The sequence below is a fragment of the Pseudoroseomonas cervicalis genome, assembly GCF_030818485.1.
GTDB classification, from domain to species: Bacteria; Pseudomonadota; Alphaproteobacteria; order Acetobacterales; family Acetobacteraceae; genus Pseudoroseomonas; species Pseudoroseomonas cervicalis_A.
In genome coordinates this window covers 1,813,860-1,839,275 of the sequence record NZ_JAUTAJ010000004.1, presented here as the reverse complement: position 1 = coordinate 1,839,275, position 25,416 = coordinate 1,813,860, and the positions used below count along the sequence as shown (strand labels likewise).

Annotated in this window: 25 protein-coding genes and 1 tRNA gene; 15 read left to right on the top strand and 11 right to left on the bottom strand. The window is 71.3% G+C overall.

Translation table 11 applies throughout. The features are described 5' to 3' along the window. Positions 1 to 39: 39 nt before the first annotated feature. Positions 40 to 1,428 carry a glutamine-hydrolyzing carbamoyl-phosphate synthase small subunit gene (gene carA, locus QE401_RS12450; protein ID WP_307138512.1) on the bottom strand — a complete coding sequence of 463 codons (1,389 nt, stop codon included), beginning with the start codon at positions 1,426 to 1,428 and terminating at the stop codon, positions 40 to 42. Between the two features lie 157 nt (positions 1,429 to 1,585). On the opposite strand from carA, the gene QE401_RS12445 reads away from it, so the two are divergent. From QE401_RS12445 to QE401_RS12425, 5 genes are all read left to right on the top strand, one after another. Further along, positions 1,586 to 2,044 (top strand): GatB/YqeY domain-containing protein, encoded by a 459-nt coding sequence (locus tag QE401_RS12445; protein WP_307138511.1) that lies wholly within the window; start codon positions 1,586 to 1,588, stop codon positions 2,042 to 2,044. 94 nt (positions 2,045 to 2,138) lie between these two features. After that, positions 2,139 to 4,031, top strand: coding sequence for a DNA primase (dnaG, locus tag QE401_RS12440; RefSeq protein WP_307138510.1), 1,893 nt, complete (start codon positions 2,139 to 2,141; stop codon positions 4,029 to 4,031). 200 nt (positions 4,032 to 4,231) lie between these two features. Next, the gene (gene rpoD, locus QE401_RS12435) at positions 4,232 to 6,151 is read left to right on the top strand and encodes an RNA polymerase sigma factor RpoD (protein ID WP_307138509.1); all 1,920 of its coding nucleotides are present in this window, start codon (positions 4,232 to 4,234) and stop codon (positions 6,149 to 6,151) included. Between the two features lie 2 nt (positions 6,152 to 6,153). Continuing rightward, positions 6,154 to 6,726 carry a GNAT family N-acetyltransferase gene (locus tag QE401_RS12430; protein WP_307138508.1) on the top strand — a complete coding sequence of 191 codons (573 nt, stop codon included), beginning with the start codon at positions 6,154 to 6,156 and terminating at the stop codon, positions 6,724 to 6,726. A gap of 118 nt (positions 6,727 to 6,844) precedes the next feature. Then, the gene (locus tag QE401_RS12425; RefSeq protein ID WP_307138507.1) at positions 6,845 to 8,602 is read left to right on the top strand and encodes a methyl-accepting chemotaxis protein; all 1,758 of its coding nucleotides are present in this window, start codon (positions 6,845 to 6,847) and stop codon (positions 8,600 to 8,602) included. Positions 8,603 to 8,627: 25 nt separating this feature from the next. On the opposite strand, the gene QE401_RS12420 is transcribed toward QE401_RS12425, so the two are convergent. Together QE401_RS12420 and ppa are read right to left on the bottom strand one after the other, a co-directional pair. After that, a complete protein-coding gene (locus QE401_RS12420) occupies positions 8,628 to 9,518 on the bottom strand; it encodes a hypothetical protein (protein ID WP_307138506.1) in 891 nt (296 codons plus the stop codon). Positions 9,519 to 9,723: 205 nt separating this feature from the next. After that, a complete protein-coding gene (gene ppa / locus QE401_RS12415) occupies positions 9,724 to 10,245 on the bottom strand; it encodes an inorganic diphosphatase (protein ID WP_271137546.1) in 522 nt (173 codons plus the stop codon). Between the two features lie 197 nt (positions 10,246 to 10,442). Here ppa and QE401_RS12410 point away from each other — a divergent pair, with 197 nt between their 5' ends. From QE401_RS12410 to QE401_RS12385, 6 genes are all read left to right on the top strand, one after another. Then, complete coding sequence (locus QE401_RS12410; protein ID WP_307138505.1) at positions 10,443 to 11,693, top strand: E22 family MetX-like putative esterase; 1,251 nt, start codon at positions 10,443 to 10,445, stop codon at positions 11,691 to 11,693. Between the two features lie 51 nt (positions 11,694 to 11,744). Further along, a tRNA-Ile gene (locus tag QE401_RS12405) sits at positions 11,745 to 11,817 on the top strand. A 220-nt stretch (positions 11,818 to 12,037) separates the two neighbouring features. Beyond that, positions 12,038 to 13,684 (top strand): GGDEF domain-containing protein, encoded by a 1,647-nt coding sequence (locus QE401_RS12400; protein ID WP_307138504.1) that lies wholly within the window; start codon positions 12,038 to 12,040, stop codon positions 13,682 to 13,684. A gap of 108 nt (positions 13,685 to 13,792) precedes the next feature. Then, a complete protein-coding gene (gene ettA, locus QE401_RS12395; protein ID WP_307138503.1) occupies positions 13,793 to 15,472 on the top strand; it encodes an energy-dependent translational throttle protein EttA in 1,680 nt (559 codons plus the stop codon). A gap of 4 nt (positions 15,473 to 15,476) precedes the next feature. Then, positions 15,477 to 16,031 (top strand): GNAT family N-acetyltransferase, encoded by a 555-nt coding sequence (locus QE401_RS12390; protein WP_373461435.1) that lies wholly within the window; start codon positions 15,477 to 15,479, stop codon positions 16,029 to 16,031. A gap of 236 nt (positions 16,032 to 16,267) precedes the next feature. After that, positions 16,268 to 16,675, top strand: coding sequence for a hypothetical protein (locus tag QE401_RS12385; protein WP_307138501.1), 408 nt, complete (start codon positions 16,268 to 16,270; stop codon positions 16,673 to 16,675). Positions 16,676 to 16,682: 7 nt separating this feature from the next. On the opposite strand, the gene QE401_RS12380 is transcribed toward QE401_RS12385, so the two are convergent. Next, positions 16,683 to 17,489 carry an MmyB family transcriptional regulator gene (locus tag QE401_RS12380; RefSeq protein ID WP_307138500.1) on the bottom strand — a complete coding sequence of 269 codons (807 nt, stop codon included), beginning with the start codon at positions 17,487 to 17,489 and terminating at the stop codon, positions 16,683 to 16,685. A 131-nt stretch (positions 17,490 to 17,620) separates the two neighbouring features. On the opposite strand from QE401_RS12380, the gene QE401_RS12375 reads away from it, so the two are divergent. Both QE401_RS12375 and QE401_RS12370 read left to right on the top strand, forming a co-directional pair. Next, a complete protein-coding gene (locus QE401_RS12375; RefSeq protein WP_307138499.1) occupies positions 17,621 to 18,016 on the top strand; it encodes a hypothetical protein in 396 nt (131 codons plus the stop codon). 20 nt (positions 18,017 to 18,036) lie between these two features. Continuing rightward, positions 18,037 to 18,363: a DUF1330 domain-containing protein gene (locus QE401_RS12370; RefSeq protein ID WP_307138498.1), complete on the top strand. Its 327-nt coding sequence runs from the start codon at positions 18,037 to 18,039 to the stop codon at positions 18,361 to 18,363. A gap of 4 nt (positions 18,364 to 18,367) precedes the next feature. On the opposite strand, the gene QE401_RS12365 is transcribed toward QE401_RS12370, so the two are convergent. From QE401_RS12365 to QE401_RS12345, 5 genes are all read right to left on the bottom strand, one after another. Then, positions 18,368 to 19,174 (bottom strand): ABC transporter permease, encoded by an 807-nt coding sequence (locus QE401_RS12365; protein WP_307138497.1) that lies wholly within the window; start codon positions 19,172 to 19,174, stop codon positions 18,368 to 18,370. Positions 19,175 to 19,178: 4 nt separating this feature from the next. Next, positions 19,179 to 19,751: an ABC transporter permease gene (locus QE401_RS12360; RefSeq protein WP_307138496.1), complete on the bottom strand. Its 573-nt coding sequence runs from the start codon at positions 19,749 to 19,751 to the stop codon at positions 19,179 to 19,181. After that, positions 19,682 to 20,026, bottom strand: coding sequence for a hypothetical protein (locus tag QE401_RS12355; protein WP_307138495.1), 345 nt, complete (start codon positions 20,024 to 20,026; stop codon positions 19,682 to 19,684). Before QE401_RS12355 ends, QE401_RS12360 begins: the two co-directional genes overlap by 70 nt. Before the next feature lie 213 nt (positions 20,027 to 20,239). Continuing rightward, positions 20,240 to 21,514: an ABC transporter substrate-binding protein gene (locus QE401_RS12350; RefSeq protein WP_307138494.1), complete on the bottom strand. Its 1,275-nt coding sequence runs from the start codon at positions 21,512 to 21,514 to the stop codon at positions 20,240 to 20,242. A gap of 45 nt (positions 21,515 to 21,559) precedes the next feature. Then, on the bottom strand, positions 21,560 to 22,564 hold the full coding sequence (locus QE401_RS12345) for an ABC transporter ATP-binding protein (RefSeq protein WP_307138493.1): 1,005 nt from the start codon (positions 22,562 to 22,564) through the stop codon (positions 21,560 to 21,562). A 35-nt stretch (positions 22,565 to 22,599) separates the two neighbouring features. Between QE401_RS12345 and QE401_RS12340 the strand changes: the two genes are divergently transcribed. Together QE401_RS12340 and QE401_RS12335 are read left to right on the top strand one after the other, a co-directional pair. Beyond that, a complete protein-coding gene (locus tag QE401_RS12340) occupies positions 22,600 to 22,767 on the top strand; it encodes a hypothetical protein (RefSeq protein ID WP_307138492.1) in 168 nt (55 codons plus the stop codon). A 50-nt stretch (positions 22,768 to 22,817) separates the two neighbouring features. Further along, positions 22,818 to 23,783, top strand: a complete 966-nt coding sequence (locus QE401_RS12335) for a hypothetical protein (protein WP_307138491.1) — start codon at positions 22,818 to 22,820, stop codon at positions 23,781 to 23,783. 105 nt (positions 23,784 to 23,888) lie between these two features. Here QE401_RS12335 and QE401_RS12330 read toward each other — a convergent pair whose 3' ends face one another. Further along, on the bottom strand, positions 23,889 to 24,236 hold the full coding sequence (locus QE401_RS12330) for an MlaC/ttg2D family ABC transporter substrate-binding protein (protein WP_307138490.1): 348 nt from the start codon (positions 24,234 to 24,236) through the stop codon (positions 23,889 to 23,891). Positions 24,237 to 24,607: 371 nt separating this feature from the next. After that, on the bottom strand, positions 24,608 to 25,402 hold the full coding sequence (locus QE401_RS12325) for an MlaA family lipoprotein (RefSeq protein ID WP_271137560.1): 795 nt from the start codon (positions 25,400 to 25,402) through the stop codon (positions 24,608 to 24,610). Positions 25,403 to 25,416: the final 14 nt, after the last annotated feature.

Here is a 25,416-nt window from a genome sequence, read left to right as displayed (position 1 = left end):
TGTCATCCGTCTCTCTCCCTGGGCAGGGCGGCCGGTTGCTCAGGCCGCCTTGTGCTTCTCGATCATCTCGACAAAGCGACGGAAGAGATAGTGGCTGTCGGAGGGGCCGGGGCTGGCCTCCGGGTGGTACTGCACGGAGAAGGCCGGGCGGTCGGTCGCCGCGATGCCCTCATTCGAGCCGTCGAACAGCGAGATGTGCGTGACCTTCACGCTCTCCGGCAGGGATTTCTCATCCACCGCGAAGCCGTGATTCTGGCTGGTGATCTCGACCCGGCCGGTGGCCAGGTCCTTCACCGGCTGGTTGGCGCCGCGATGGCCGCGATCCAGCTTGAAGGTCTTGCCGCCCAGCGCCAGCGCCAGCAGCTGGTGCCCGAGGCAGATGCCGAAGACCGGCTTGCCGGAGGCCAGCACGCCCTGGATGGCCGGCACGGCATAGGTGCCGGTCGCCGCCGGGTCGCCGGGGCCATTGGACAGGAACACGCCATCCGGGTTCTGGGCCAGGATCTCCTCGGCGGTCGCGGTGGCGGGCAGCACGGTCACGTCGCAGCCGGCATCGGCCAGGCAGCGCAGGATGTTGTGCTTGGCGCCGTAATCGATGGCGACGACCTTGTGGGCCTTGGCGGGCGCCTTGGCATAGCCCTGGCCCCAGGCCCAGAGCCCCTCGCTCCAGTTGTAGGACTGGCGGCAGGTCACTTCCTTGGCCAGGTCCATGCCCTCCAGCCCCGGCCAGCCGGCGGCCTGCGCCTTCAGCGCGGGCAGGTCGAAGCGGCCATCGCCGGGAAAGGCCAGCACGCCGTTCGGCGCGCCGCCATCACGGATGCGGGCGGTCAGCGCGCGGGTGTCGATGCCGGCGATGCCCGGGATGCCGTAGCTCTTCAGCCAGGCATCCAGATGCCGCGTGGCGCGGTAATTGGCGGGCTCGGTCAGGTCCAGCTTCACCACCAGGCCGCGGGCGGCGGGGGTGATGCTCTCCACATCCTCGGCATTTGCGCCGACATTGCCGATATGCGGGAAGGTGAAGGTGATGATCTGCCCGGCATAGGAGGGGTCGGTCAGGGTTTCCTGATAGCCCGTCATGCCGGTGTTGAAGCAGATCTCGCCGGTGCTGGTGGTGTGGGCGCCGAAGCCCAGGCCCCAGAAGACGGTGCCGTCACCCAGGACCAGGGCGGCGGTGGCGCCGGCGGGCGGCTGGTCGGTCTGCGGGGCAGGGGCGGACATGCGCGTCTCCGGGCTCGGTTCGGAAGGCGGGGCGGAAGGGCTGAGTTCGGCCAGGGACAGGCCGGTGGCGGCGATGATCGCCGGCCAGTGCTTGGCGGGAATGGCGCGCGCCTGGCGCCATTTGCGCACCGCCTCGGTGCCGACGCCGCAGCGCTCGGCCACCGCCTCAGGGCCGCCCATCAGGGCGATGATGTCTTCCACGGACCGCATGGGAGGACTCATGTGGGAAGAAATTTCCCAGGACAAGGTTTTTCTGCGGTCTGGGAAAAATTTTCCGGGGGAGGCTGTTCCGGCGCTTCCCTCTGCCTTCCCCTGGCGGAAGGCGGGCGGAGCCGCTTTATACGGCGCAACCCGAGAGGAGAGTGAGATGACCCTGCGCGAACGCTTCACCGCGGAGCTGAAGGCGGCGATGCTCGCCAAGGATGCGGCCCGCACCTCCACCATCCGCATGATCATAGCCAAGCTGAAGGACACCGACATCGCCGCCCGGCCTTCGGGTGTGGACCAGGTGCCGGAGGAGCAGATCGTGGCCATGCTGCGCGGCATGGTGAAGTCCCGCCGCGAGAGTGTGGAGATGTATGCCCAGGGGGGGCGTCAGGAGCTGGCCGAGAAGGAATCCGCCGAGATCGCCGTGATCGAGGGCTTCTTGCCGCAGCAGATGGACGAGGCGGCGATGCGGCAGGCGGTGGCCGATGCGGTGGCCGAGAGCGGCGCGGCCTCGGTCAAGGAGATGGGCAAGGTGATGGCGGTGCTGAAGGCGAAGCACGCCGCCACCATGGACATGTCCAAGGCCGGCCCGCTGGTGAAGGCCGCGCTCGGCGGCTGAGCCGCCCGACGGACAGAAAAAAGATGGGGGTCCGGGGGAATTCCTTCCCCCGGCCTTTTTTCTGCCCTGGCCCATTTTCTGCTAAGCCCCGCCCATGTCCCTGCCACCCAATTTCCTGGATGAGCTTCGCCTCCGCACGCCGCTGGCGCCGCTGATCGGGCGCAGCGTGAAGCTGACGCGGGCGGGGCGGCAATGGCGCGGCTGCTGCCCCTTCCATGGGGAGAAGTCGCCCTCCTTCTACGTCTATGACGACCACTATCATTGCTTCGGCTGCGGCGCGCATGGCGATGCCATCGCCTATGTGATGCAGACGCAAGGGGCGAGCTTCCCCGAGGCGGTGGAGCGGCTGGCGGCCGAGGCGGGCCTCGAGGTGCCGAAGGCCAGCCCGCAGCAGGCCAAGCGGGAGGCGCGGCAGCGCGACCTGCATGACGTCATGGAAGCCGCCAGCGAGGCCTTCCAGCGCCGGCTGCGCCTGCCGGAGGGGCGGGGCGGCCTGGATTACCTGCTCCGCCGTGGCCTGAGCGAGGAGACCATCCGCCGTTTCGGCCTGGGCTGGTCGGGCGGCGGGCGCGGCGCGCTGGCCGCCGATCTGAAGCCGCAGGGCATCGAGACGCGGCAGCTGGTGGAGGCCGGGCTGATGCGCGCCGGCGAGGGCGACAGCCCGCCATCGGATCTGTTCTTCAACCGCGTGATGTTCCCGATCCGCGACCGGCGCGGCCGCATCGTCTCCTTCGGCGGGCGGGTGCTGGGCGATGGCCAGCCGAAATACGTCAACGGGCCGGAGACCGAGCTCTTCTCCAAGCGCCGCAACCTCTACGCGCTGGATCTGGCGCGGGAGGCCGCCTTCAAGGGCGCGCCGGTGGTGGTGGTGGAGGGCTATATGGATGTCATCGCCCTGCACCAGGCCGGGTTCGGGGGCGCCGTGGCGCCGCTCGGCACCGCGCTGACCGAGGAGCAGCTGGCCGAGCTGTGGCGCATCGCGCCGCAGCCGGTGCTGTGTTTCGATGGCGACAAGGCCGGCGGCCGGGCGGCGTCGCGCGCCGCCGAGCTGGCGCTGCCGCTGCTCTCGCCGGAGCGCAGCCTGTCCTTCGCCACCCTGCCGGCGGGGGAGGATCCGGACACGCTGGTCGGCCGCGGCGGCCCGGCCGCCTTCCGCGCCGTGCTGGAGGCGGCGAGGCCACTCTCCGAGGTGCTGTACGGCATGCTGGCCGAGAAGCATCCCGGCACCACGCCGGAGGCGCGCGCGGCGCTGCGCCATGCGCTGGAGGGGGCGGCCGGCAGCATCCCGGACAAATTCCTGGCCGGCGAATATCGCCGCCAGCTGCTGGACCGTTTTTTCGAGAGCGGCCGCAGCCGGCCGCAGCCGGGGGGCGGTGGCGGGCGCGGCTTCGGGGTTGGCGGCTTCGGCAAGGGCGGTTTCAACAAGGGCGGCTTCGGCGGGCGCGGCCGCCCCGGCCCGCCGCCGCTGGCCCTGCCGCGGCCGGAGATCGATCCCGGCCAGGTGCGGCAGGAACAGGCGCGCTGCCTGCTGGCCATCGCCTTCGCGCATCCCTGGCTGCTGTCGGAGGTGGAGGAGGCCTTCGCCGCGCTCGACCTGCCGGAGGGGCTGCCGCAGCGGCTGCAGCACATTCTGTTGTCCTGGCCGCACCAGCATGGCCTGGGCGAGGAAGGCCGGGTTGAAGCCGCCGCCCTGCTGGACCACCTGCAGAAGGTGGAGCCCGAGGGGCATGCCTGGCTGCGGCAATGGCCGAAGCTGCTGCCGGCCGCGGCCGGGGCCGACGCGCTGCCGAAGCTGGTGGCGGAGCAATGGTGGTATTTCTTCGGCTGCCTGCGCGGCGAGGCGGCGTTGCGCGCCGAGCTGGCGGAAGCCCAGCAGGACCTCGCCCTCTCGGGCAGCCCGGCGGCACAGACCCGCATGATCCGGCTGAAGGAATTGCTGGCCGCCCAGCTGCGCGGCGAGATGGAGGAGGAAGGCGGGGCGTTCTAGCCCGCCTTTTCGCCAACCCCGGCCCGGCCCGGTGACGTTTCGGCGGGGCGCTCTTGTGCGGGCGGGGGGCGGGGCGTTATGGCGCGATGGTGGCGTTCATTGCGGACCCCCCGCATTTGCCTGTCAGGGACGGGGCCGCTAGGACCAGGGCAAGGCATCACCGGTACAATGCCGGTCGAGGTCAGACGGAGCGGATCGGCATGGCGAGCAAGGTCGCGAACGGCACCGACACGGTCGAGAACCGCGATGAGGCGGTGGAGGGGGCGCTGCTCGATACCCTCTCCGCTGCGGTCAAGAAGCTGGTCGCGCGGGGCAAGGAACGCGGCTACGTCACCTATGACGAGCTCAACCAGGCACTTCCCTCCGAAGAGGTCTCCTCCGAGCTGATCGAGGACACCATGGCGATGCTGAGCGAGCTCGGCATCAATGTGGTCGAGGCCGAGGAGACCGAGGAGGCCGAGGGCGCCGCCAAGCCCGCAGCCAAGGCCGAGGGCGCCGAGGAGGAGGAGGACGAGGAGAGTGGCGGCAATGTGGACGAGGAAAGCCTCGGCCGCACCGACGACCCCGTCCGCATGTATCTCCGGGAGATGGGCAGCGTCGAGCTGCTCTCCCGCGAGGGCGAGATCGCCATCGCCAAGCGCATCGAGGCCGGGCGCGACATGATGATCGGCGGGCTCTGCGAGAGCCCGCTGACCTTCCAGGCCATCCTCACCTGGCACAATGCGGTCAAGGAAGGCCGCATGCTGCTGCGCGACGTCATCGACCTGGAGGCGACCGCGGCGGCCGAGAATCCCGAGGCCGCGCCCGCCCCGGATGAGGAATTCGAGGAAGGCGAGGAGGGCGAGGGCATGGGCCTCTCCCTCTCCGCGCTCGAAGAAAAACTGAAGCCGGAGGCGCTGGCCACCTTCGAGGCCATCGAGGAGCTCTACGGCAAGCTGCAGAAGCTCTCGCTGAAGCGGATGGAGGCCTATACGGCCGGCGAGGAATTCGCCTCCCGCACCGAGAAGACCTATGAGAAGCAGCGCCTGGAGCTGGTCGCCCTCGTCGAGAAGGTGCAGCTGCACAACAACCGGATCGAGGAGCTGGTCGACCAGCTCAAGGGTCTGAACCGGCGCATCACCTCGCTGGAGGGCCAGGTGCTGCGGCTCGCCGAGGCCAGCCGCGTCAAGCGCGAGGATTTTCTGCAGTATTGGCGCGGGGCGGAGATCGACCCGGCCTGGTTCGAGCGCATCGCGGCCCTGCCGCAGAAATCCTGGAAGAACTTCATCGAGCGCTCGCGCGAGGATGTGGAGCAGATCCGCACCCAGCTCTCCAACACCGCGGCGCTGACCGGCCTGCCGGTGGACGAGTTCAAGCGGGTCTATGCCACCGTCTCGCGCGGCGAGCGCGACATGACCCAGGCGAAGAAGGAGATGATCGAGGCCAACCTCCGCCTCGTCATTTCGATCGCCAAGAAATACACCAATCGCGGGCTGCAGTTCCTGGACCTGATCCAGGAGGGCAATATCGGCCTGATGAAGGCGGTCGATAAGTTCGAGTACCGCCGCGGCTACAAATTCTCGACCTATGCCACCTGGTGGATCCGCCAGGCGATCACCCGCTCGATCGCCGACCAGGCGCGCACCATCCGCATCCCCGTGCACATGATCGAGACGATCAACAAGCTGGTGCGGACCTCCCGCCAGATGCTGCACGAGATCGGCCGCGAGCCGCAGCCCGAGGAGCTGGCCGACAAGCTCGGCATGCCGCTCGAGAAGGTGCGCAAGGTGCTGAAGATCGCCAAGGAGCCGATCTCTCTCGAGACGCCGATCGGCGACGAGGAGGACAGCCATCTCGGCGACTTCATCGAGGACAAGGCGGCGATCATCCCGCTGGATGCCGCCATCCAGTCGAACCTGCGCGAGGCCACCACCCGCGTGCTGGCCAGCCTGACCCCGCGCGAGGAGCGGGTGCTGCGCATGCGCTTCGGCATCGGCATGAACACCGACCACACGCTGGAAGAGGTCGGCCAGCAGTTCAACGTGACGCGCGAGCGCATCCGCCAGATCGAGGCCAAGGCGCTGCGCAAGCTGAAGCACCCCAGCCGCAGCCGCAAGCTGCGCAGCTTCCTGGACAATTGACCATGGCGCTGTCGCTGGTGGAGCCGGCGATCCGGGTGGCGGTGGACGTCACCTTCCTGCGCATGGCGGCGCCGCCCACCGATGCGCCGCAGCCCCTGCCCGAGGGGGTGCGGCTGGAGCGGCTGGCGCAATGCTCGGTGCCCTTCTACCGCTTCCTCTACAACACGGTCGGCCAGGATTACGTCTGGTGGCTGCGCCGCGCCGCGGCGGATGAGGAGCTGGGCCGGGTGCTGGGCGATCCGGCGGTGTCGATCCATGTGCTCTACCAGGGCGGCGAGCCGGCCGGCTTCTTCGAGCTGGAGCGGCGGCCGGGCGGCACCACCAATCTCGCCTATTTCGGCCTGCTGCCGCGCGCCGTCGGCACCGGCATCGGCCGCGCCTTTCTGCGCGCCGCCATCGACGAGGCCTGGTCCGGCGGCTGCGACCTGCTGACGGTGAACACCTGCACCGCCGACCATGCGCGCGCCTTGCCGAACTACCTGGCCGCCGGCTTCACCCGGCTGCGCACGGTGCGCGAGATCTGGCCGGTGCCGGTGCGGCTCGGCCTGCGGGTGCCCGAGCGGCTGCTGGCCTGAGCGGCTGCTGGCCTGAGCCGCCGGCGGCCGGCGCCCTGCCTTAGCCCATCCTTGAGGGTTTCCGCCCCACTCTTCCCGCGTGCCGCCGGCATTGCGGGAGGATATTTTGGCGCGAGACGTGACGGGGGCTTCCCTTTCCTGGCTGAAGCGGCTGCCGCTTTCGGCGCGGCTGGGCGCGCTGGCGCTGGTCGCGCTGCTGGCGCTCGGCGCGATGTCGCTGGTGGCGGCGCGGCAGAACGCCCAGGCGCTGGAGGAAGGGCGCATCGCCATGCTGCGCGCCGTGGTGGAGAGCGTGCTCTCCATCGCCGCGCGCGAGGCGGCGGAGGAACAGGCCGGCCGCGCCAGCCGGGCCGAGGCCCAGGCCAATGCGCTGCGCGCCATCCGCGCGCTGCGCTATCGCGGCGAGGAATACGTCTTCATCACCGATCTGCAGGCCCGCATGGTGATGCATCCGATCCGCCCGGCGCTGGACGGGCAGGATGTCGGGCCGCTGAAGGACCCGAGCGGCTTCCTGCTGTTCCGCGCCTTCGTCGAGACGGTGCAGCGCTCCGGCAGCGGGCTGGTGCCCTATCTCTGGCCGCGCCCGGGCAGCGAGCAGCCGGTGGAGAAGCTGAGCTTCGTGCAGGGCTTCGCCCCCTGGGGCTGGGTGGTCGGCACCGGCATCTATGTCGATGACCTGCGCGCGGCGCAGCGCGAGGCGATCTGGAGCCTGGGCGGGCTGGCGCTGGGCGTCGCCCTGGTGCTGCTGCTGCTGGCGCTGTGGATCGGCCGCGGCATCACCCGCCCGCTGGCGGCGCTGGCCGGGCGGATGCGCGGCCTGGCGGCGGGGGAGCTGGCCGCGCCGGTGCCCGGGCTGCAGCGCGGCGACGAGATCGGCGCCATGGCGCGCAGCCTGGCCGTGTTCCGCGAGGCGATGCAGGAGGCCGAGCGGCTGCGCCAGGAGCGCGAGGCCGGCCGCCGTGCCGCCGAGGCCGAGCGCCGCGCCGGCCAGGCCGCCCTGGCGCAGGAGGTGGAGCAGTCGCTGCGCGCCGTGTCCGAGGCGCTGGCCGGCTCCGCCCAGGATCTGACCCGCGCCACCGACAGCATGGGCGCGACCCGCCGGCAGGTGGGGGTGGAGCTCTCCGCCGCCGCGGCCGAGGCCGGGCAGACCGGCGGCAATGTGCGTGCCGTGTCGGAGGCGGCGGAGGCGCTGGCCGGCTCGGTCGCCGCCATTGGCGCCAAGGTGGCGGAAAGCGCCGCCGCCGCCGGCCGCGCCACCGCCGAGGCGCGCCAGGCCGATGCCGCCGTCGCCAGCCTGGCCGAGATGGGCCTGCGCATCGGCGATGTGGTGCGGCTGATCAACGACATTGCCGGGCAGACCAATCTGCTGGCGCTGAACGCCACCATCGAGGCCGCCCGGGCGGGGGAGGCCGGCAAGGGCTTCGCCGTGGTGGCCTCCGAGGTGAAGACGCTCGCCAGCCAGACCGCCCGCGCCACCGAGGAGATCGGCGCCCAGATCGGCGCCATGCAGCGCGCCACCGAGCAGATGGTGGCGGCGATCCGCAATGTGAGCGCCACCATCGAGCAGAGCGGCGCCATCGCCGAGGCGATTTCCGACGCGGTGGCGCAGCAGGGCGCCGCGACCCATGCCATCGCCCGCAATGTCGCCGATGCCGCCGCCGGCTCCGGCCAGGTGGCGGCGCGCATGGGTGAGGTGGAGCGCTGCATGCAGCAGGATGAGGGCGCGCTGGACGGGGTGCGCCGCTCCGGCGCCGCGGTCGCCGAGCAGGGCGCGGCGCTGCGCGGCGCGGTGGCGGCGCTGGTGGCGCGGCTGCAATCCGGCGGCACGGGGCAGGGCGGCGCCCCGGCCGATCCGGCGCAGCGCGGCGCCGCCTGAGGCGGCCGGCCGCGCCGCGGGGGCGCTATTCCCCGGCCAGCTTGGCCGGCGCGGCCTCGGGCTTCGGCAGCTTGTAGCGGCGGCGCGCCTCGGCCGCCGCCTCTTCCAGATAGGCGACCAGCGCGGCGCGGTCGGCCAGCGCCGCCTTCACCTCCTCCGGCTTCGTCGGCAGCGGCAGGCCCAGCGCCCGGTTCAGCCCGCAGATCAGCGACACCGCATGGCCGGATTTCAGCTTGCGCTTGGCCATGGTCTGCTCGACCTGCAGCTCGATCTTCGTCAGGCGCTGCTCCGGGTCGCGCTCGAAGGCGCGCAGCAGCTGGCGGATGAAGGTCGAGGTCGGGCCGTTGATGAAGCGCGGATGCTCATGCCGGATGCTGGACTGCAGCGCCGGATCCTGGCGCAGGATGGTGTGCAGCATCTGCTGGTCGCAGGGCGTCTGGTACCATTTCTCGGCCTTGCGCAGCCGCTCGGGCTGGATCGCCTCCAGCCGCTGCATCCATTGCTCGACCACCTGGCGGGTGTGCGGATGGGCGAAATTGGCGAAGTAGACGCCGTCATTGACGTCCCACAATTCGCGCGTGCCGCCATGGGTGAAGACGAAGGAGCTGTCGGCGGCGCCGGCCAGATAGCCGCGGATGTCGAAATCCGGGTCGTGCACGAAGGCATCGGCGTCGAGATGCAGGTACCAGCCGGTGAAGCCGGTCTGCATCAGCTCATGCATGATGATGATGCGGTTGTAGCAGGCATGCCAGGGGTGGTAGCCGCGCAGCACCCCGTGCAGGCAGAGATAGCGGATGGCCTGCCGCGCGCAGAAGGCCTGGGTCGGCTTGGCCGTGCTGCGCAGCATGGCGAAATAATTCACCGGATCGGCCGATTGGCAGAGGACGATGTCCTCCTCCGGCTTCAGCTTCAGCATCGCCTGGCTCCTTGCGCGACCGGGCGGCGCGCGCGGCGCGGGCCGGGTGGGATGGCCGATGGGATGAGCCGGCGGGTCGCCCCGGGGCGAGGGGGCGGCACCGCCCATCCGCCGGGGCCGCGCTCTGGGCGCGCGGGCCGGGCGGAGGGGCGGGGAAGGGGCGCCGTCGTCGGCGCCCCCCCAGGTCTTGGCCTCGGTCCCGGCCTCAGCCGGCCGCGGCGATCTGCTTCTGCAGGATCTCGGCGGCCTGGGCGGCATTGCCCCAGCCCTTCACCTTGACCCACTTGCCCGGCTCCAGATCCTTGTAGCGGGTGAAGAAATGCTCGATCTGGTCGCGCGTGCTCTTGGGCAGGTCCTCGAGCTCCTTCACATCGGTGAAGGCCAGCGAGATCTTGTCATGCGGCACGCAGACCAGCTTCTCATCCTGGCCGCTCTCATCCTCCATGAACAGCACGCCGATCGGGCGGGCGCGGATGACGGAGCCCGGCACCACGGCGCTGGGCACCAGCACCAGCGCGTCGGACGGGTCGCCATCATCGGCCAGCGTGCCGGGGACGAAGCCATAGGCGGCCGGATAGGCCATCGGCGTGAACAGGAAGCGGTCCACCACCACGGCGCCGCTCTCCTTGTCCACCTCGTACTTCACCGCGCTGCCCTGCGGGATCTCGATCACGACATTGATGTCGTGGGGCGGGTTCTTGCCGGTGGAGAGCTTGCTGACATCCATGGGGAGAGATCCGTTCGTTGCCGGGATTGCCCGCGCTGTAGCAGGGGGCGCGCGGCGCGGCAATTCGCGGGCCCGTCAGCGCCGCCCGGGCCGGGGCAGGGGGCTTGCCGATCGGCCCCGCCGCCGCGCAGCATGGCGTGGACGGGGCAGGGGCGCTGACCGGCGCGCCGCACCCCGGGGAGGGAGGAACCGACACCATGACCCCGCGCCGCCCGCTGCTGGCCGCCGCCTTCGCCCTGCTCGGGGGTGGCCTGATGGCCGCCCTGCCGCCTTCGCTGCCCTGGGGCGGCATCGCGCCGGCCCATGCGCAAGGCGCGCCCGCCGCCGCCGCGCCTGCCGAGCTGCTGGTGGAGCGCCGCGAATTCAGCTTCGCCAACTACACCACCCGCGGCGGCGCCGCCCTGCCCAATCTGCGCATCGGCTACCAGACCGCCGGCACGCTGAACCCGGCCGGCGACAACGCCATCCTGATCACGCATTTCTTCAGCGCCAATGGCCATGCCTTCGGGCGGCTCGGCGCCGGCGGGCCGGTCGGCTGGTGGGACGGGCTGATCGGCCCGGGCAAGCCGATCGACACCGACCGCTTCTTCGTCATCGCCTCCGACAGCCTGGTCAATCTGAACGCGCCGGACCGGCACACCATCACCACCGGCCCGGCCTCGCTGAACCCGGCGACCGGCCGGCCCTATGGCATGAACTTCCCCACCGTCTCGATCCGCGACTTCGTCGAGGTGCAGAAGCGCCTGCTGGACAGCCTGGGGGTGAAGCGCCTGGCGCTGGTGGCCGGGCCCAGCATGGGCTCGCTGCAGGCCATCGAATGGGCCGCCGCCTATCCCGAGATGGTCGAGCGGGTGATGCCGGTGATCGGCACCGGCGAGATGGATGCCTGGATGCTGGGCTGGCTGGAGGCCTGGGCGGCGCCCATCCGCATGGATCCGGCCTGGCGCAATGGCGAATATTACGGCCAGGGGCGGGATGTCCCGGTGCGCGGCCTGGCCGAGGCGCTGAAGCTCGTCACCCTGCATTCGCGCGACCGCGGCTGGGCCAGCCAGCAATTCGGCCGCCGCCCGGCCGAGGGGCAGGATCCGGCGCGGCGCATCCAGGACCGCTTCGCCATCGACCAGTGGCTGGACCAGGCGGCCACCGCCCGCGCCCGCCAGTCGGACGCCAATTCCTTCCTCTATCTGGTGCGGGCCAACCAGCTTTTCCTGAACGAATACGAATCGACCGACGCCGCCCTGGCGCGCAGCCGGGCGCGCTGGCTGGTGGTGCCGTCGCGCGGCGACCGCGTCTTCCCGATCGAGTACAGCGAGGAGCTGACGGCGGCGCTGCGCCGCGCCGGCCGCCCCGTGGAGCTGGCGCCGCTCGGCGGCACGCAGGGGCATCTGGAGGGGGTCATCGGCATGGGCCAGGCCGCCCAGGCGGTCCGCGACTTCCTTGCCCGCTAGCGCGATCCGGTCTAGCAGGGCGCGGGGGCGCCAGGCGCCCCCCGCCTCCTGGCGCCTGTAGCTCAATGGTTAGAGCGGGCCGCTCATAACGGCTTGGTTGCGGGTTCAAGTCCTGCCGGGCGCAGAGCAGGCGCCGGCCGGCCCGGAAGGGCGGCGGCCGGCCGCGCTGCCGGTGCGGCCCTGGCCCCCAGTGCTGGCCCGCCAGTCCTGGCCCCCGGTCTGGGCCGTGTTTGGCCCCGCGCAAGCGGCATGCCGCACCGCCGCGGAGCCCCTTGTCACCGCCATCAAAAACCTGCGAGATGCCATCAGGCGTCCGCGCGGCGCCGCCGTGCCCGGAGGCCCGCTTGTCCGTCACCGCCCCTCTGCCCGATGTCCTGGCCGACGCCTTCGGCGATGCCGGGCCGGCTTCGCTGGCCGCCCGGCGCGCCCCGGCGACCCGCCTGGCGCTGGCGCTGCTGCGCCGGCCCTGGAATGCCGGCTGGGCGCGGAGCCGCAGCCTGGGCTTCTGGTGCCTCACCAATTTCGCCGTGATGCTGGCCTATCTGGCGCTGGGCTGGGCGGTCGGGCGCTTCTTCGCCTCCTTCGGCCTGTTCCCGGCGCCGATCTGGCTGCCGGCGGGCCTGGCCGCCGCCGCCGCCATGCTGGGCGGGCTGCGCTGCGTGCCGGGCATCTTCCTCGGCTCCTTCCTGGTCAACGCCATGGTCTATGGCGCGGGGCCGGAGCTGGCGGCGATGATCTCGGTCGGCAATGCGCTGGGGCCGCTGGCCGGCGCGCTGCTGACCCGCCGCTTCCGCCCGCCCACCGGGCTGTTCACCCGCTTCCGCGGCGTGGTCGCCTTCCTCGCCGGGCTGGTGCTGCTGCATGCCGCCATCACCGCCTCGATCGGCACGCTGGCGCTGTGGTGGCTGGGCGGCGTGCCGGCCGACAGCCTGGCCGGGCATTGGAGCGCCTGGCTGCTCTGCGATGCCGGCGGCACCTTCTATTTCGCCCCCTCGCTGATCCTGTGGATGCGGCTGGAGCGCACGCCGGGGGGCGCCGCGCGGCTGGCGCTGCTGGATGGCGCCGTCTGGATCGGCACCGCCCTGCTGGCGGCGGCCGTGTTCAGCCTGCGCCTGCCGCCCGGCCTGCCCTCCGCCCAGCTGGTCTTCCTGCTGGCGGTGCCGCTCTCCTGGATCGCGCTGCGCATCTCGCTGCGCGCCGCCTACACGCTGCTGACCCTGCTCTGCGTCATCGCCTCGGCCGGCACGGTCGCCGGCTACGGGCCGTTCCAGTCGGGCGGCGTCGCCAATCCGATGCAGTCGGTCGGCATGCTGATCGTGCTCTGCGCCATGAACATCCTGACCCTGCTGGCCCTGGTCAGCGAGCGGCGGGAGGCCGAGGCGGCGCTGGCCGAGGGCAACCGCCTGCTCGAATGGCGCATCGCCGAACGCACGGAGGAATTGCGACGACAGGCCGAGACCGATGCGCTGACCGGGCTGGCCAATCGCCGCAGCTTCCTGGTCGGCGCGGCGGCGGCGATGGCGGCCGAATCGGCGGCCGGGCGGCCCTTCACCCTGCTGGCCTTCGACCTGGACCACTTCAAGGCGGTCAATGACAGCGCCGGCCACGCGGCGGGCGATGCCGTGCTGCGCCTGGCGGCCGAGCGCTGCCGCGGCGCGCTGCGCCATGGCGACCTGCTGGGCCGCATCGGCGGCGAGGAATTCGCCATCGCCCTGCCCGGGGCCGGCGCGGCCGAGGCGCTGGCGCTGGCCGAGCGGCTGCGCCAGGCCATGGCCGGCATCGCCCTGCCGCGCAGCGCGGCGCCCGAGGGGCGGCTGACCGCCAGCTTCGGCATCGCCGAGGCGGCGCCGGGCGAGACCCAGCTGGACCCGCTGCTGCGCCGTGCCGACCTTGCCCTCTATTCCGCCAAGCATGGCGGCCGCGACCGCATCACCCTCAGCCCGCCGGCCGCCACCCTGCCGGAGGGCTGGATCAACAGCGCCCGCGGCTGAGCCCGCCGCCGGGCCTCCCCGCCGGGCCGCAGAAAAAAAGCGCGGAGCTTGGCGGGGCCGGGCCGGACCGGTAGAACCGGGGCCGAACCTCTGCCCGGAAGTATGGTCATGGCCGCTCACCAGTACGTCTACGTGATGAAGGATCTCACCAAGTCCTACCCGGGCGGCCGTGAGATCTTCAAAGGCATCACGCTCTCCTTCCTGCCCACCGCCAAGATCGGCGTGCTCGGCCCGAACGGCGCCGGCAAGTCGACGCTGATGCGCATCATGGCCGGGCAGGACAGGGAGTTCGGTGGCGAGGCCTGGGCGGCGGAGGGCGTGCGCGTCGGCTACCTGTCGCAGGAGCCGCAGCTCGACCCCAGCAAGACGGTGGGCGAGAATGTCCGCGACGCCTTCGGCACGCTGGCCGCCGATCTCGAGCGCTTCAACGAGATCTCGATGAAGTTCGCCGAGGAGATGAGCGAGGAGGAGATGAACACCCTCCTCGCCGAGCAGGCCGAGCTGCAGGAGCGGATCGACGCCAACAATGGCTGGGAGCTCGACCGCACCATCGACATCGCGCTCGACGCGCTGCGCTGCCCGCCGGCCGAGAGCCCGGTGACCAACCTCTCGGGCGGCGAGCGCCGGCGCGTGGCGCTGTGCAAGCTGCTGCTCGAGAAGCCCGACCTGCTGCTGCTCGACGAGCCGACCAACCACCTCGACGCCGAGAGCGTGTCCTGGCTGGAGAAGACGCTGCGCGACTACCAGGGCGCCGTGCTGGTGGTCACCCATGACCGCTACTTCCTGGACAATGTCACCAACTGGATCCTCGAGGTCGATCGCGGCCGCGGCATCCCGTATGAGGGCAACTACTCCGCCTATCTGCAGGCCAAGCGCAAGCGCCTGGCGCAGGAGGAGAAGGAGGAGAGCGCCCGCCAGCGGCAGCTGGCCGAGGAGCAGGAATGGATCGGCCGCAGCCCGGCCGCCCGCCAGTCCAAGAGCAAGGCGCGCATCCAGGCCTATGAGGAGCTGCTGGCCAAGAGCCAGGAGAAGGCGCCCGACCCGACCGAGATCCAGATCCCGCCCGCGCCGCGCCTGGGCAATCTGGTCATCGAGGCCGAGGATCTGCGCAAGGGCTTCGGCAACAACCTGCTGATCGACGGCCTGTCCTTCAAGCTGCCGCCGGGCGGCATCGTCGGCGTCATCGGCCCGAACGGCGCCGGCAAGTCGACGCTGTTCAAGATGATCACCGGCAAGGAGCAGCCGGATGGCGGCACGCTGAAGATCGGCGACACCGTCAGCCTCGGCTATGTCGACCAGAGCCGCGACACGCTGGATGACAAGCGCACCGTCTGGCAGGAGATCTCGGACGGCGAGGACATGATCATGATGGGCAAGCGCGCCGTGCCGAGCCGCGCCTATGCCGCCGCCTTCAACTTCAAGGGCGGCGACCAGCAGAAGCCCGTCGGCGTGCTCTCGGGCGGTGAGCGCAACCGCGTCCACCTGGCCAAGATGCTGCGCAAGCCGCACAACGTCATCCTGCTCGACGAGCCGACCAACGACCTCGACGTCGACACGCTGCGCGCGCTTGAGGAGGCGCTGCAGGATTTCGCCGGCTGCGCCGTGATCATCTCGCATGATCGCTGGTTCCTCGACCGCCTCGCCACCCACATCCTCTCCTTCGAGGGCGACAGCCACGTCGAATGGTTCGAGGGCAACTATCAGGCCTATGAGGCCGATCGACGTCGACGCCTTGGCGCGGCGGCCGATCAGCCGCACCGGATCAAGTACCGGCCGCTCACCCGGTAGCCGCGTGGACGGCCTGGCGCGGGTGTTATCCCCGCATTCGGTGCGCACGCCGCGTCTGGCGCTGCGCCCGGTCGGCCCCGGGCATCTGCCGGACCTCGTCGCCCTGAAGGGGGACGAGGCCGCCTTCGGCCTGATGCTGCATGGCACCCGCAGCCCGGCCGAGGCCGAGGAGGAGCTGCAGGACGACATCGCCTTCTGGGCGGTGCGCGGCTACGGCACCTGGGCGGTGCATCAGGGGGAGGACGACACCTTCCTCGGCATCGTCGCCCTGGCCGAGCGGCCGGATGGCCGCGGCGTGGCGCTGCGCTTCGCGCTCTGGCCGCACACCCGCGGCCGCGGCTATGCGCGGGAGGCGGCGCGCGCGGCGCTGGAATTCGGCCATGGCACGGCCCGCCTGCCGCGCATCATCGCCGTGGCGCGGGAGGACAATCTGGCCTCGCGCGGGGTGCTGGAGGATATCGGCATGCGCCAGGTGGCGGAGTTCCCGCGCGCCGGGCACCGCATGCTGGTCTATGAAAGCCTGCGCCCGCTGCCGCCGCCGGCCCAGCAGGGCGGCTGAGCGGCGCCATCCGCGTGACGACGGACCGGCCGGGGAGGGCAGCTCCCCGGCCTTTTTCATGCGTGTCCAGGGCCTTGCGGGGCGCTGCCTGCCACAATGTTTCCCTATCCGATCAATGACATGGGCGGAATTGCGGTTGAAATAAGGCAGATTTGCCACATTTGTGTTGAAACCAAGGCGGGCCGGTGCGATAGCGCTGGCCAGGGAGGAGCAAGGCCAGGCTGAAGGAGGCCGCGATGGGTCCGCTCCGCATCATCACCATGCTCGCGCTAGCGCTGCTGCCGGCGCTGGCGGCCGCCCCGGTCACGGCGCAGGAGGCACGCGGCCTGCTGCCCCAGGGCGTCACGCTGCGCGCCGCCATCGGCGGCGCCGTGCCCTATGCGCGCAAGGAATCCTATCTGGTGGCGACGCTGGGCGGCGAGAAATCCGGCAAGATCGCCTTCGCCGGCAGCCTGCCGCTCTCCAGCCTCAGCCGCCCGGTCTTCGAGACGCGGCAGCTCTACGTCCTGGGCGGCGGCGTCGCGCTCGGCCGGGTCGGCGCCGCGCGCCTGTCGCTGGATGGGCAGATCGCCACCGCCGCCGAGCGCCCGCAGGACGAGCCGCGCCCGCTGCTGGGCCTGGCCCGGCTGCGGCTGGTGTTCTGAGGCTCGCTCAGCCCGGCCGCACCAGCCGCGCCATCGCCCGGGCGGTCGCCTCGTCGGCCGGGAAGAAGGCCTCGATCGTCACCTCCGACAGCGTCACATCCACCGCCGTGCCGAACACCGTGGTGGTACTGAGGAAGCTGAGCGGCCCGAGCGGGCTGGCCAGCCGCAGCGGCACGGCGATGCCGCCTTCCTCCAGCGCCGGCGCCGGCGTGCCGCGCGCCTGGGGCGGGGCGGGATAGGCTTTCAGCTCCTCCAGCAGCCCGAGCAGCACCGGGTCGGAGGAGGCGCGCACCTCATGCGCCAGCCGCGCCAGCAGATGCGCCCGCCATTCGGCGTGGTTCAGGATGCGCGCCGCCAGCCCGTCGGGATGCAGGCTGAGGCGCAGCGCATTGACCGGCGGCCGCATCAGCGCCGGCGCCACCTCGCCGATCAGCGCGCCGATGGCGTCATTGGCCGAGAGCAGCGTCCAGTGCCGGTCCACCGCCAGGGCCGGGTGCGGGCTGTGCCCCTGCAGGATACGCTCCACCGCCTGCCGCGCCGCCGCCAGGGCCGGCGCCTGCAGCGGCCGCTCCGCATAGGCGGGGGCGAAGCCGGCCGCCACCAGCAGCGCGTTGCGCTCGCGCAGCGGCAGGTCGAGCTGCGCGGCCAGGCGCAGCACCATGGCGCGGCTCGGCCGGGCGCGCCCGGCCTCCAGCCAGCTCAGATGCCGCTGGGAGATCTCGGCGTCCAGCGCCAGGGCCATCTGGCTGAGGCGCCGCCGCTGGCGCCACTGGCGCAGCAGCGCGCCGGCGGTGGGGATGTCGGGGCTGGTCATGGCGGCAGGCTATCCAGCCCCGGCGCCGCCGGACAATGACCTCCGAGGTCATCGACGCGCGGCCGGCGATGCGCCGAGCATCGGCCCAAGGCGACGCATCCCGCGCCGCCGATCCGGCCGAGGAGCCTGCCATGTCGCCTCTCTCCATCCGCGTCTCCGCCCGTACCCTGCTGCGCCTCGATGCGCTGGGCTGCGCCGCCATGGGCGCCGCGCTGCTGGCCGCGCCGGGCGCCCTGGGCGGCTGGACCGGGCTGCCGCCCGCCTTGCTGACCGGCGCCGGGCTGGCGCTGCTGCCCATCGCCGCCGGCCTTGCCTGGCTGGCGCGCGGCGCCGCCGTGCCGCGGATCGGGCTGGCGCTGGCGGTGGCGGGCAATGCGCTCTGGGTGCTGGCCAGCCTGGCGCTGCCGCTGCTCGGCCTGGTCTCGCCCAGCGCGCCCGGCTGGGTGCTGCTGCTGGGCCAGGCCGGCTTCGTCGCGCTGCTGGCGGGGCTGGAGGCGGCCGCCGCCCCCGCCGGCCTGCCGGCCTGAGCCGGGCAGGGGACGCCATCATGACCTGCTATGCCGTGGGCCTGCTGCATCCGGTGGCGCTGAGGCCGGAGATCGCCGCCTATCTGGCGGCGATCGACGCCACCCTCGCCCCCTTTGGCGGCCGCTTCCTGATCCATGGCGGCCCGCGCGAGGCGCTGGAGGGCGAATGCGGCCGCGACCTGGTCGTCATCGCCTTTCCCGACCGGGCGCGGGCGCGCGGCTGGTACGATTCGCCGGCCTATCGCGCCATCCTGCCGCTGCGGCGCGAGCATCTGCGCGGCGAGGTGTTCCTGATCGATGGCGTGGCGGAGGGCCACCGCGCCACCGATCTGCTGCGCGGCGCCTGAAGCCTCAGGCCCCGCGCCGCCGCGCCAGCAGCCGCACGCCGAGGATGGCGCCGCCGATCACCAGGAAGGAGAGGGCGGTGGAGACGGTGCCGAGCGCATAGAGCACCGGCGTCGTCACCGTCGTCGTCATGCCCAGGATCTCCAGCGGCAGCGTGTTGCCGCTGCCCGCCGTCAGCAGCGTGCGGGCGAATTCGTCGAAGGACAGGGTGAAGCCGAACAGCGCGATGCCGACCACGCTCGGTGCGATGATCGGCAGCACCACATGCCAGAAGCTCTGCCAGGGGGTGGCGCCCATGTCGCGCGCCGCTTCCTCCCAGGACCGGTCGAAGCGGTTGAACACGGCGAACATGATCAGCAGGCCGAAGGGCAGGGTCCAGGTCAGCTGCGCGCCGAAGGCCGAGGAATACCAGGCCGGCTCCCATTCCAGCAGGTTGAACAGCAGCCCGATGCCGAGGCTGACCAGGATCGAGGGCACGATCAGGCTGGCCAGGGTCAGGTAGAACAGCAGCGCGCTGCCGGCGAAGCGGCGGCGGAAGGCCATGCCGGCGGCGAGCGAGACCACCACCGTGCTGGCCGTCACCATCGCCGCCAGCAGCAGCGTGCGGGTCATCGAGGCGCCGAGATCGCCCACCGCCTGCGGCTGGAACAGCCGCGCGAACCAGTGCAGCGACACGCCGTTCATCGGGAAGGTCAGCCCGCCATCCGGCCCCTGGAAGGAGAGGATGGTGATGGTCAGCGTGGGTCCATAGAGGAACAGCAGGAAGAGGGCGAACAGGCTGCCGAGCAGCAGCCGCGCGGCGCGTCCGGGCATCGGCTCACAGCTCCTTGCGGATGTCGATGGCGCGCAGCATCGCGCCCACCAGCAGCAGCACCATGGCCAGCAGCACCACCGCATTGGCCGCCGCCGCCGGATACTGCATCAGCCCGATCTGGTTGCTGATCATCAGCCCGACCGAGGCGCTCTGCCCGCCGCTCATCAGCCGCACCGTGGCGAAATCGCCCATCACCAGCACGACGACGAAGATGCTGCCGATGCCGATGCCCGGCTTGCACAGCGGCAGGATCACGCACCACAGCGTCTGCCAGAAGCCGGCCCCGGCATCGCGCGCCGCCTCCAGCAGCCTGCGGTCGATGCGCATCATGGTGTTGAAGATCGGCACCACCATGAACAGCGTGTAGAGATGCACGAAGGCGAGGATCACCGAGAAATCCGAGAACAGCAGGAATTCCAGCGGCTGGTCGATCGCGCCCATGCCGATCAGCGCGCTGTTCAGGATGCCGTTGCGCCCGAGGAAGGGCACCCAGGCGATCATGCGGATCAGGTTGGAGGTCCAGAAGGGCACCGTGCACAGCACGAACAGCACCATGCGCAGCGTCGGGTTCTGCACCACGAAGGCCAGGAAATAGGCGCCAGCCAGAAACCGAGGCCGAGCGTCACCGCCCAGGTGATGCCGGCGAAATACACCGTCTTCAGATAGGTCTGCCAGGTGACGCGGGAGGCGAAGACCTCCCGGTAGTTGGTCAGCACGAAATCCGGGATCAGGCTGAAGCTGTCATAATCGTAGAAGCTGACGATGACGAGCATGGCCAGCGGCACCAGCAGGAAGGCCGCCAGCACCAGCGCCAGGGGCGCGGCCTGCAGCCAGGAGAACCATCGGGTCATCAATGCTCCGCGTCACTCGGGCCCAGGCCAGGGGGCGCTGCCCCCCCAAGGGCGCCTTTGGGGCACCCGCCGGGGGGACAGGATCCCCCCGGACCCCGCCGCCTGTGCGATCGCTTGAGGCGGCACGCCGAAAGCGTGAATCGCACAGGCTAACTAAACCTTGCGATCGCTTGAGGCGGCACGCCGGAAGCGTGAATCGCACAGGCAGGATACTTAGGCCGCGATGAACTCGTTCCATTTCTGGACCATGTAGCGGTCCTCGTTCATCACCGAGTTCCAGCACACCACCCGGCCCATGCGCTCCTGGAAGGAACCGCCATCGCGCACCGCGCCGGCCTTCTCCATCACCTTGCCGTCGGGGGCGATGATGTCGCTGGCGGCGGGCTTGCCCTCCATCCAGTAGCCCCACTCATTCTCGGTCATCTGCGCCTTCGCCGTCTCCAGCACCGCCGAATAATAGCCCTGGCGGTTGAGGAAGGCGCCGGCCCAGCCGGAGAGGTACCAGTTCAGGTATTCATAGGCGGCATCCAGCTGCAGGCCCGACAGGTGGCGCATCAGCCCGAGGCCCGAGCCCCAGGCGCGATAGCCTTCCTCCAGCGGCTGGTAGACGCAGGGAATGCCGCGCGAGCGCACCGCGGTGACGGCGGGCGACCACATGGACTGGATCACCACCTCGCCCGAGGCCATCAGGTTCACGCTCTCGTCGAAGGTCTTCCAGAAGGCGCGGAACTGGCCCGCGCGCTTGGCCTCGATCAGGAAGGCGATGGTCTGGTCGATCTCCGCCCGGGTCATGTTGCCCTTGTCGGCGTATTTCACCAGGCCGGCGCTTTCCGCCACCATGGCGGCGTCCATGATGCCGATGCCCGGGATGTTCAGGATGCTGGCCTTGCCCTTGAAGGCGGGGTCCAGCAGGTCGCGCCAGTTGCGGATCGGCCGGCCGACCAGGTCGGGGCGGATGCCCAGCGTGTCGGCATTGTAGATGGTGGGCAGCAGCGTCATCAGCCCGGTGCGCTGGCTGGCGAAGCCGCGCGCATTGGCGTCCTGCACGAAGCCCACGGAATAGGGGCTGGTGCCCTGCGCCACCACCGAATCCGGCATCAGCTTGCCGGTGGTGAAGATCGGCACGATCTTGTCGGCCAGCTTGATGCGGCTGGTGTCGATCGGCTGCATCACCCCGGTCGGGTAGACCTTCTTGATGCTGAAATACTCGATATCGGCGATGTCGAAGCTGCGCGACTGCGTGGCGGCGCGCTGCGCCACGGCGTCGGTGTCGGTCACCGTCAGCTGCAGGGTGAAGCCCAGATCCTTCTTCACCTGCTCGGCGATCGGGTTCAGGCCGGAGACGCCGGTGCCGATCTGCCGCAGCGTCACGTTGCGGATGTTCTGCGCCCAGAGGGTGGGGAAGCCGGTGATGGCCCCGCTGCCCAGCGCCGCGCCGGCCAGCCCCAGCGCGCCGCGCCGGGTGAGGGTGGTCTTGGTCTCGCTCATTCGCACGCTCTCCTGTCCAGTCTTGTTCTGTGCTCTTGCGGCGCTTCAGGCGGCGCCCTGGGGCAGGGGGTGCGCCTCATGCGCCTCCCAGCCCAGGGTGGCGGCCTCGCCCGGCGCGACGGGCGAGGCGTGGAACACGGCATCCGGCAGCAGCGCCTCGGCGGTCTGGCCATCGGCGGCGCGCAGCACCACGCGCACGGCGCTGCCCTGGTACTCGACGGCGCTGACGTGGCCGGACAGGCTGGGGCCCGCCGCCGGCGCCGGCCCGCCGGTGGCGGCCAGGCGGGTGCGGTCGGTGCGCACGGCGAAGCGGCCCTGCGGCAGGGCGATGACATTGTGCCCGCCGATGAAGCGGGCGACGAAGGCGCTGGCCGGGCGCTCGAAGATCTCGCGCGGCGGGCCGGCCTGGGCGATGCGCCCCTGGTCCATGACCACGGCGATGTCGGACAGCGCCATCGCCTCCTCCTGCCCATGCGTCACATGGATGAAGCTGATGCCGAGCTCGCGCTGCAGCCGCTTCAGCTCCTCGCGCATCTGGGTGCGCAGGAAGGGGTCGAGGGCGGAAAGCGGCTCGTCCAGCAGCAGCACCTTGGGGCTGGTGATCAGCGCGCGGGCCAGCGCCACGCGCTGCTGCTGCCCGCCCGAGAGCTGCGCCGGCAGCCGCTCCGCCATCTTCTCCAGCTGCACCAGCCGCAGGAACTCCCGCGCCCGCGCCAGCCGCTCGGCCTTGGCGACACCGCGCATGCGCAAACCGAAAGCAATGTTCTCCAGTGCCGTCAGATGCGGGAACAGGGCGTAGGACTGGAACATCATCGCCGTGCCGCGGGCGGCCGGCGGCAGGGTGGTGACATTGCGCCCGGCCAGCAGGATGTCGCCCTCGCTGACCTCTTCATGCCCGGCGATCATGCGCAGCGTGCTGGTCTTGCCGCAGCCCGAGGGGCCGAGCAGGCAGCAATAGCTGGCGGGCGGGATCTCCAGCGAGATGCCCTCGACCGCCACGGCCGTGCCGTAGCGCTTGGTGACGCCGATCAGTTCCACATCCGCGCGCAATCGACCCGCCCCGTTCCAGTGGTGCGGGAGAGGCCATGCAAATGGCGCACCAGCCGGGGCCGGGCGGCGGCCTGGGCCTTGCGGGGGCGGAATGGAACCGGCCCTGCCTGCGACCGGTGCAGGAAATGGCCGTGCTGCCCATCGCCGAAGCAAGCAAGGGGTGGTACCAGTTCCAGTTCCTGGCAATCCATCCCCTATTCTGATGATGCGGGACCCCTTCCCCCGCGCTGCAATTCGCTCCAGGAGAGCGCGAATGCCCGATGCGACGAATTTCTGCCCGACCCTTCCGGACCTGAGCTTGTCCGATGTCGGAGCACTGAACCGGGCTCTCGACGCGCTGGTGGAGCTGGCCTGGGAACCGGGCTGGGCGCCGCAGGCCCTGGCCCGCCTGGTGGCGCTGTGCGACGAGCTGCGCGCGGCGCATGACGCGGCGGGCTGGCAGCAGGCCCTGGCCACGCTGCGCGCCCATCCGCTGCAAAGGCTGATGCTGGAGGAGCCGCTGGTGCGGGAGGGGCTGGCGCGGCCCGGCCCCGGCCCGGGCCCGGCGACGCTGGACCTGCTGCTGGAACATGCCTCGGTGCAGCCGGTGCTGGCCCAGCTCTCCCGCGCCGGGCGCGACCTGGCGGCGGCGCTGCGCCAGCTCGGCTACCCCGCCGCGCTGCGGGCGCAGACCCGCTTCCTGGCCCGCATCGTCGACGCTGTGGCGGAGCGCCGGCCGCAGGCCGAGATCCTGACCCTGGGCGCCGGGCATCTGCGGGAGGCGGAGCTGGTGACGCAGGGCCGCGCCATCACCCGCTGGGTGATGCAGGACAGCGATGGCGATGCGCTGACGCGCGCCCGGCGCGAGGCGCCGCCCGGCCTGCCGCTGCGTGCTCTGCGCTGCGGCCTGCCCTATTTCATCCGGCGCCCCTATCTGCGCGGCTGCTTCGACCTGATCACCCTGGCCGAGCTGCCGGGCTGCGAGCGCAACGCCGTCCAGCTGGTGGACGCGGCCTTCGCCGCGCTGAAGCCCGGCGGCTCGCTGCTGCTGGGCAGCGCCGCCGCGCCGCCGGCCGAGGCCGCCTGGCTCGAGGCCTATCTCGGCTGGCGTCCCTGCTGGCGCATGCCGGAGGAGATGGAGCGGCTGGCGGCGGTGCCGCCGGCATCGGAGCTGGCCGCGGCGCGGGTCTTCCCCAGCCTCGACGGGCATCGCCTCTATCTGCGGCTGGAGCGGCGCTAGGCCGGATCGGCCGGCGAACCGGGCCGCCGGAGACGCGAAAGGGCCGGGGCGTCGCCGCCCCGGCCCTTTCCTGTCCCTGTCCCGGCCCTGCGGCGGGGCGTGAAATCAGCGCCCCTCGCGGGCCGCCAGCGCGGCGATCTGGCCGCGCATCGCATCCAGCAGCGCGCCGACGCGGCCGCCATTGCGGCTGATCACGGCCGAATACTCGCTGCGCTGGGTCAGCCGCAGCGAGGTGCCCTCGGCGATCACATCCACCACCTTGGGCTGGCCATTCACCTCGCCCACCCGCCAGTCCAGGCTGAAGGCGGCGCTGTTCGGGCGCTCGATGATGGTGTTGACCAGCGCGTCATCCTCGGTGCGCTGCTGGCTGCGGCCCAGGCTGAAGCGCACGCCCTGATACTCGCCGAAGCGGGCGGAGAGGTTGCGGATCAGCGTCTCCTCGAAGAGCCGCATGTATTCCTGCTGCTCGGCCGGGGTGGCGGTGCGCCACCCAGCGGCCCAGGATGAAGCGGCCGACGCCTTCCACATCCACCGCCTGACGCAGCACGGCGGCGACGCGCTGGCGGCGCTGCGCCACCGGCTGGTTGGCGGCGTTGATCACGCCGACCAGCTCCTGGCCGGTGCTCTCGATGAAGCTGGCGGCGCGGTTGATGTCCATCTCCGCCCGGGCGGGGGCGGCAAGGGCGAGGGCGAAGGGGGTGGCCAGCGCGGAGGCCAGCAGGGAACGGCGGTACATCCTGTCCAATCTCATCTCGTTGCGGCCGGAGCGCGGCCCAGGGGGCCGCGGGGCTGGCTGCGGGGGGCGGGCGAGGCCAGCCTGGGGATCAGTCGCTCAGCCCCGCGCCGACGCCGAAGCCGGTGCCCGTGGCATTGGCGGGGGCCGGCCGGTCGCCGCCATTGCGGATCTCGTTCTGCCGGCGCTGGCGATAGGCGCTGCGCAGCGTGGCGTAGGGATCGAGGCTGGTCGCGTTGACGTTGTCGATCGCGTCCAGCAGCCCCTCGCGGGTGTCGAGCACGGTCAGCCCCAGCTGGACATAACCCAGGTTCTCCAGCGTGTTGTCACCATTGGCCAGCACCCAGGTGAGCGGGTTCGCGGCCATGTCCACACCAAACCCGGTAAGATCGCGCGGGTTGCTCGGCCCCAGCACCGGGATGAACAGGTAGGGGCCTTCGCCCACGCCCCAGACCGCCAGGGTCTGGCCGAAATCCTCGCTATGCGCGGGCAGGCCGAAATTCTTGGCGACGTCGAAGATGCCGCCCAGGCCCAGCGTGGTGTTCAGCAGGAAACGGCCCAGCGTGGTGCCGAAGCGCTGCGTCTCGCCCTGCAGCCCGTCATTGATCAGGATGACTGGGCTGCGCAGATTGGCCAGCACGTTGCGGATGCCGCCACGCACCGGCTGCGGGATGACGAAGCGGTAGACCTGCGCCGCCGGGCGCAGCAGCACCGTGTCGATGCCGTTATGCACCGCATACATGGTGCGGTTGAAGGGCTCGATCGGGTCGTTGTTCTGCTCGTACTCCGCCAGCGCTTCCGGCTCGCTCGCCGGCGGACGGGTGGCGCAACCGGACAGGGCAAGCAGGCCGAGCAGCACGAAAAGCGGACGGCGGAGGGAGCGCATGGATGCGGAGGTCC

What these genes read in the sequence shown, in the direction of transcription:
- QE401_RS12365 (WP_307138497.1), bottom strand. Translation starts at nt 19,174, where the DNA reads ATGCCCGGACGCGCCGCGCGGCTGCTGCTCGGCAGCCTGTTCGCCCTC.
- QE401_RS12335 (WP_307138491.1), top strand. Translation starts at nt 22,818, where the DNA reads ATGCCCGATGCGACGAATTTCTGCCCGACCCTTCCGGACCTGAGCTTG.
- ettA (WP_307138503.1), top strand. Translation starts at nt 13,793, where the DNA reads ATGGCCGCTCACCAGTACGTCTACGTGATGAAGGATCTCACCAAGTCC.
- QE401_RS12380 (WP_307138500.1), bottom strand. Translation starts at nt 17,489, where the DNA reads ATGACCAGCCCCGACATCCCCACCGCCGGCGCGCTGCTGCGCCAGTGG.
- QE401_RS12325 (WP_271137560.1), bottom strand. Translation starts at nt 25,402, where the DNA reads ATGCGCTCCCTCCGCCGTCCGCTTTTCGTGCTGCTCGGCCTGCTTGCC.
- dnaG (WP_307138510.1), top strand. Translation starts at nt 2,139, where the DNA reads ATGTCCCTGCCACCCAATTTCCTGGATGAGCTTCGCCTCCGCACGCCG.
- QE401_RS12445 (WP_307138511.1), top strand. Translation starts at nt 1,586, where the DNA reads ATGACCCTGCGCGAACGCTTCACCGCGGAGCTGAAGGCGGCGATGCTC.
- carA (WP_307138512.1), bottom strand. Translation starts at nt 1,428, where the DNA reads ATGCGGTCCGTGGAAGACATCATCGCCCTGATGGGCGGCCCTGAGGCG.
- QE401_RS12355 (WP_307138495.1), bottom strand. Translation starts at nt 20,026, where the DNA reads ATGACCCGATGGTTCTCCTGGCTGCAGGCCGCGCCCCTGGCGCTGGTG.
- ppa (WP_271137546.1), bottom strand. Translation starts at nt 10,245, where the DNA reads ATGGATGTCAGCAAGCTCTCCACCGGCAAGAACCCGCCCCACGACATC.
- rpoD (WP_307138509.1), top strand. Translation starts at nt 4,232, where the DNA reads ATGGCGAGCAAGGTCGCGAACGGCACCGACACGGTCGAGAACCGCGAT.
- QE401_RS12410 (WP_307138505.1), top strand. Translation starts at nt 10,443, where the DNA reads ATGACCCCGCGCCGCCCGCTGCTGGCCGCCGCCTTCGCCCTGCTCGGG.
- QE401_RS12375 (WP_307138499.1), top strand. Translation starts at nt 17,621, where the DNA reads ATGTCGCCTCTCTCCATCCGCGTCTCCGCCCGTACCCTGCTGCGCCTC.
- QE401_RS12385 (WP_307138501.1), top strand. Translation starts at nt 16,268, where the DNA reads ATGGGTCCGCTCCGCATCATCACCATGCTCGCGCTAGCGCTGCTGCCG.
- QE401_RS12420 (WP_307138506.1), bottom strand. Translation starts at nt 9,518, where the DNA reads ATGCTGAAGCTGAAGCCGGAGGAGGACATCGTCCTCTGCCAATCGGCC.
- QE401_RS12350 (WP_307138494.1), bottom strand. Translation starts at nt 21,514, where the DNA reads ATGAGCGAGACCAAGACCACCCTCACCCGGCGCGGCGCGCTGGGGCTG.
- QE401_RS12370 (WP_307138498.1), top strand. Translation starts at nt 18,037, where the DNA reads ATGACCTGCTATGCCGTGGGCCTGCTGCATCCGGTGGCGCTGAGGCCG.
- QE401_RS12340 (WP_307138492.1), top strand. Translation starts at nt 22,600, where the DNA reads ATGCAAATGGCGCACCAGCCGGGGCCGGGCGGCGGCCTGGGCCTTGCG.
- QE401_RS12330 (WP_307138490.1), bottom strand. Translation starts at nt 24,236, where the DNA reads ATGCGGCTCTTCGAGGAGACGCTGATCCGCAACCTCTCCGCCCGCTTC.
- QE401_RS12430 (WP_307138508.1), top strand. Translation starts at nt 6,154, where the DNA reads ATGGCGCTGTCGCTGGTGGAGCCGGCGATCCGGGTGGCGGTGGACGTC.